Annotated in this window: 5 protein-coding genes; all 5 read right to left on the bottom strand. The window is 45.0% G+C overall.

All coding sequences use genetic code 11. The features are described from left to right. Positions 1-116: 116 nt before the first annotated feature. Positions 117-608 carry a hypothetical protein gene (locus tag DW006_RS11925; RefSeq protein ID WP_009263190.1) on the bottom strand — a complete coding sequence of 164 codons (492 nt, stop codon included), beginning with the start codon at positions 606-608 and terminating at the stop codon, positions 117-119. A 386-nt stretch (positions 609-994) separates the two neighbouring features. Continuing rightward, positions 995-2,104 (bottom strand): relaxase/mobilization nuclease domain-containing protein, encoded by a 1,110-nt coding sequence (locus DW006_RS11915; RefSeq protein ID WP_118000899.1) that lies wholly within the window; start codon positions 2,102-2,104, stop codon positions 995-997. Then, positions 2,065-2,385, bottom strand: coding sequence for a MobC family plasmid mobilization relaxosome protein (locus DW006_RS11910; protein ID WP_021638906.1), 321 nt, complete (start codon positions 2,383-2,385; stop codon positions 2,065-2,067). The genes DW006_RS11915 and DW006_RS11910 overlap by 40 nt, the downstream gene beginning before the upstream one ends. 4 nt (positions 2,386-2,389) lie before the next feature. Further along, positions 2,390-2,551 (bottom strand): hypothetical protein, encoded by a 162-nt coding sequence (locus DW006_RS12195; protein ID WP_004614779.1) that lies wholly within the window; start codon positions 2,549-2,551, stop codon positions 2,390-2,392. An 856-nt stretch (positions 2,552-3,407) separates the two neighbouring features. Then, positions 3,408-4,882: hypothetical protein (locus DW006_RS11895; protein ID WP_330673885.1), on the bottom strand; the 1,475-nt coding region annotated here is incomplete at its 5' end.

Genomic DNA, 4,882 nt, shown 5'->3' with positions numbered 1-4,882 from the left:
ATGTCAATATCTACACCTCACTCCCTCTCGCCTTGACCGCTAATCTTATCAATACATTTTTGCACCTTTTTCTTCGTACCGACAAACTGCAATTTATCTTAGAAATTACAGCGATGTTATTTTGATAAACTTTCAAGAATTGAAATATCATGCTTATCTTTATCTCTTAATTCATAACCTGAATGGAAAACTTTTTGGCCTTTTAAAGATATACAAGGAATTGTTTTGCCTTCAAAAAAAACACTACCAAAGTAATCTTTTTCAAACTCATACCATCCACCCTCTAAATCAGCTTGTTTTGAAGTTCCGTCCTCATTTAAAACGAACGGGTGAATGTCTAAGTAACCAAGTTCATCACTATATAACTCTATTCTAACCGGTTTCCAGTCTGTATCAATTTTATAGCCCAGATTCAAAAGCACATTTAACAATTTTTCCGTATGTTGAGCATCAAAATTTATATCTATATCTCTATGAATTCTTGTTTGTTTACCAGCTAAAATATCTACACCCCATCCGCCATCCAACCAGTATGTAATTCCAGTATTTTCGAATAATTCTATTACTTTCATTAAATCTTCTTTTGTTGTTATTTCTTTTCTACCCATACAAAGTCTCCTTTACAACTTCTATATAATTGTTTAGTTAAGTCAATATCAATATCTAATTGCCAAGGCTCAAAATCAAAAATCATGGTCATCACACTCCTTTTTAAAATTCTAATTTATCGATTTCTTTTTACTTACTAATCATACCATACAACAGCATAAGAAACACTAAAATATTGCAGACCATACCGCCCCAAAACAGGTACAACTTCAAGCCCTCATATCTAAAAAAACTGTTCTTACTTTCCTCAAGCTCCCGGATCTTCTGCTTCATCACGCTCGTAAGTGTATCAGACTGCTTCTCAAGAAGCTTTGTAGCCCTCTGTATAGCCTCTATATTCGCCTGTAACGCCTTTCTAACCTCTTGGACGGTGTTTTCCTTAACCTCATCTTTCAGGCTCCCAATCTCGCCCGATATAGCGTCTTGAAGCAATTCGTTGCTGTTCTTCAGCAGCTCTACGCTCTGCTTCAGCTCGCTGATGAGCTTCCTGTTCTGCTCTGCGTCTCTCTGCCTGTTCTGCTCTGCCCTCACTTGTTCTTGATTTGACTGCTTCATCAATTCCTCGCAGTTCTCGCTCGACATCGCCAACGCTTCTTTGAGCAGACTGTTTTCCAGCTCTGTCCGGCTCTGTCGGTTTAACTCTTGAAGCTGCTCTCTTGGACTGCTCTGCTTCTGCTGTTCGTGCATTTCTCTCAAACTCATGCTCCATACTCTCCTTTCCAAAATCCATATTGTAGTATTTTTCCAGCTTGTTATCCCTGATTTTACAAGCCTTTTCTCCTGCCTGTTCCCTGGCTAAGTCGGTATATGTGATGTACTTATGGCTGTCCTGCCAGTCCACTCCGTACCCTCTTTCATTCATCAGCCGGATAAATGTTTCCCGGCTGGTCGCTGTTTCCTTACAATCCAGCACCGCAAGGGCAATATCCTGCACATAGCTTTTGACCTTTCCCTGCTCTGCCTGTTTCAAAAGCTGGTAGGTGTCTTTGCTCCATGCCACCGTTTCTTCCCGTACTTCTCCAGCAAATGTCTTTCCTTTCTCCGGCACATGCAAGCCCTGTTCCCGGCTCTGCTCGTTGCACCGTTCCTTTAAGTCTTTAAGGTCGTGCTTACTCCATTGGAGCTTATGACCGTTCTCATAATTTACGGAATTAACAATAAAGTGCGTGTGTATATGCCCCTTGTCTATATGCGTGGCTATCAGAACTTCATGCCCTTTCCATGCCTTTGTATGCTCTGCCAGCTCGACAGCGTTCTTGTGAGCCTGCTCCGGGGTTATTTCCTCGTCCTCATGGTAGGATTGCACATAATGCTTATAGGTTCTTCCGTCCGTCTTGCCCCACAGCTCCTTTGTGGCTTGCATTTCTTCCTTGACCGTCTCCGGCTCACAATGCAGACCGCTGACAAGCTTCTCCTCTGTCTTTTCTTTTTTCGTCACATAATCTATTGCGTGCCCTATGCCCGCCTTTGAAGATACCGCCTTAATGACTGCCATACTTTGTTCAGCTCCTCTCCATGCTTCCGCACTTCCGCTTCACTCGGCAACATTCCCCCCTCATTACACCGCTTTGCTATTTGGTTGAGGTTGTTCCCTATCCGTTTCAGTTCCGGGATAAGTTCTTTGATACCGTCCGTATTCACGATCTGCTTCTCCAGCACACAGGAAAGGATATACTCCTGCTGGTTCTTTCCACTCTCTAAAATCTTCTCCTGCAACTGCCGGTATTCTTCTTCACTTACTCGGAATGATAACTGCTTTGGTCTTGTCTTGTTCATACCCTTACCACTCCATATCCATGACATCAAGCAAGTCAAAGAAACGCTCCAGCGTCTTATTTTCCTTTTCTGCCGGGTTCTGTTTTACATATTTATCAATTACTTTCATCAGCTCCTGCACCTCGTATCTGTACTCAAACTGAATTTTATCCATTTCTTTTTTCATGCCTTTGACCTCTCTTTCTTCGGTGCTACCACCGTCACACTATGAGCCTTTCGGCTCTCTGAAAAGGGGGATTGAAGGGGGGCTTGCCACCCTCACAAGTTCTAAAGTGGTAACACTTTAGGGAACTTGCAATATATCCGCTACACATATTATAGCATGATAGACACCCTATATCAAGCGGATATATTCGTGCGTATATTCTGCCAAGAATATAGTGGAGCTTACTTCCTCTTGGGCGACTTTGGAAGTGTAGGTGGAAGAAAGTCAAGGGCTTGTTTTTTATCTGCAGTATGAGCTTCGGCTTGCCGATCAGCGAGTACAGCAGATAAAAAATGGTCGCAGACCACCCTTTACTTTCTTCCGCCGGAACGGACAATGAAGCACAGGGGGAAGTAACGGAACGGACGGACAGCCGTTTTCCCCTCCGGCATTATAGCCAACAAAAAAGAGTATCAAGGGTAAACGCTGCGGTCTATGACCGCCCTTGACACTCTTTTCCTTATGGCTTTGATAATAAACAAGGGGAAATGGCTTCTTGTGGCATTTCTGCCACTATGGTATAATGAGCGACGCTACCACCCCTATACAGGTACAGAAAGGGGGTGTGCCACCATGAGTATATTTTCGTCTTTCTTACTCTCTGTCTTGGCAAGTGTAGTCGCCTACTACATCTGCAAATGGCTGGACGGAGATAAATAGGCGGTAGCCAGCCTAAGGAATAAGCCACCTTGCCACAACGGAATAGAAAAGCCCCGGAGTTGCGACCTCCGGGGCTTTTTGCGTGCCACAATGAGCACTTTCGTCTTTCTTGCCTACTGGCATTATAGCATATGCCTTTCGGCATTTCAAGTATGCCCTACTTCCACCACTTGTAAACGGTGGGCTTGCTCAATCCTGTCTCTCGAATGCAGTCCGCTTTCTTTCCTGCTGGGTGGCTCTCCTGCCATTCTCTGACTGTCTGCTCCGCTGTTCCACTCCCTTTTGGTCTACCCTCTTTTACTTCTTCTCCTAACTGCTTTTTTAAAGCTTTCATAGTATTCATAACCTTTACATGGTCTTTTTGCTTTCTGTAATTCCGCTTATTTGCTGGTATCGTAACCTTTGTGTTGTCCTCTATCCATTCCCGGCTTGCTATCGTTGACAGCCTTTTTCTGTCCCCTTTCAATGCCCGAAGAGCGTCTTTCACATCTGCCCGGCTGAAATGGTTGTCCTCGTCCTCGGTAAGGCTCTCTAAATGGTCCAGGAACGCATAGGCGTCTCTCCGTATCTTCTGCTCGGATATGCCACACTTCAAGCCATAAGAGCACAACGCCATAATAGAAAAGTAACGCCCTCCGGCTTTCACTTCCTCGGTTATTTTCCGTTTCCACCACTCATATAAAGCTTCGTTACATACCCACGTACCGCCCTGCTTCTTACTTTTCTGCTTCGGCTCTCCCTGCACGATCCGCTTCTCATACCATTCCGGGTACAGCTCCTTTGCTTCTTCCAGCGTAACGGTACTTTTTCTTCTCGGCTTCTCGTACAACGGAGCAAGGTCTACCTTACAGCTCGGTATGCTGGCTTTTATGTCCTCCAGCGTGTAACGGTTCTCTGACAGCTTATAGGCTTTTACTGGGAAATCTGCACCCAGCTTCGACTGACTCCCCACACACCGGAAACCTTGATAAATTCCGGTTATATCCGGGCTGTCCGGACGGATAGAGCTGGTATCATTCCATAGCCGCCGGATAAAGGCTTCTTTCAGCTCCGCAAGCACTTCTTCCCGGTTTCGATACAACTGAACCGGCTCCTGCAAGAAATAGTAAAGATGTACCCCCTTGCCGGAGCTGACAAGATAAGTCGGACGAAGCTGCACACCATTCCCAAACTGCTTCAACAGGTTCTTTAACTGCTGTTTGCCTACATAATCCACGTCCACCACCACCGCAAACAGCTCATGAGCGTTCTCTTTCGTGTGTGACTTTCCGTAAAAACTAATAGGCGGTATCAGCCCAAACCTATCTCCTATGACCTTATCCAGCATTTTCAGACTATCATCAATTACCCACTGCCGGGTTCTTCCTTTGCCAGACGGTCTAATCTGTGTCGCTATAATATTACCTTTTCCGTCCTCCGGCTCTTGCTGGAGACTGCCAGCCGGAAACAACTCCCGATAGAAATCATGAGGACTTACTTCCGGGTATCCCCTCTCCAACATAAGGGCTTCTTTCTCCCGATAAGCAGACTTCCACTCATACCCTCTTTTATCTCTCCTTTTGGTGTATTTTGCCATAGTCTTTTGCACCTCACTCCCTCTCGCCTTGACCGCTAATCTTATCAATGAGTTTT

The sequence above is a fragment of the Eubacterium sp. AF36-5BH genome (genome assembly GCF_003460505.1).
Classification (GTDB): domain Bacteria; phylum Bacillota; class Clostridia; order Lachnospirales; family Lachnospiraceae; genus Eubacterium_G.
The sequence above is the reverse complement of the archived record's forward strand: the minus strand, read 5'-3'. Positions and strand labels throughout refer to the sequence as shown.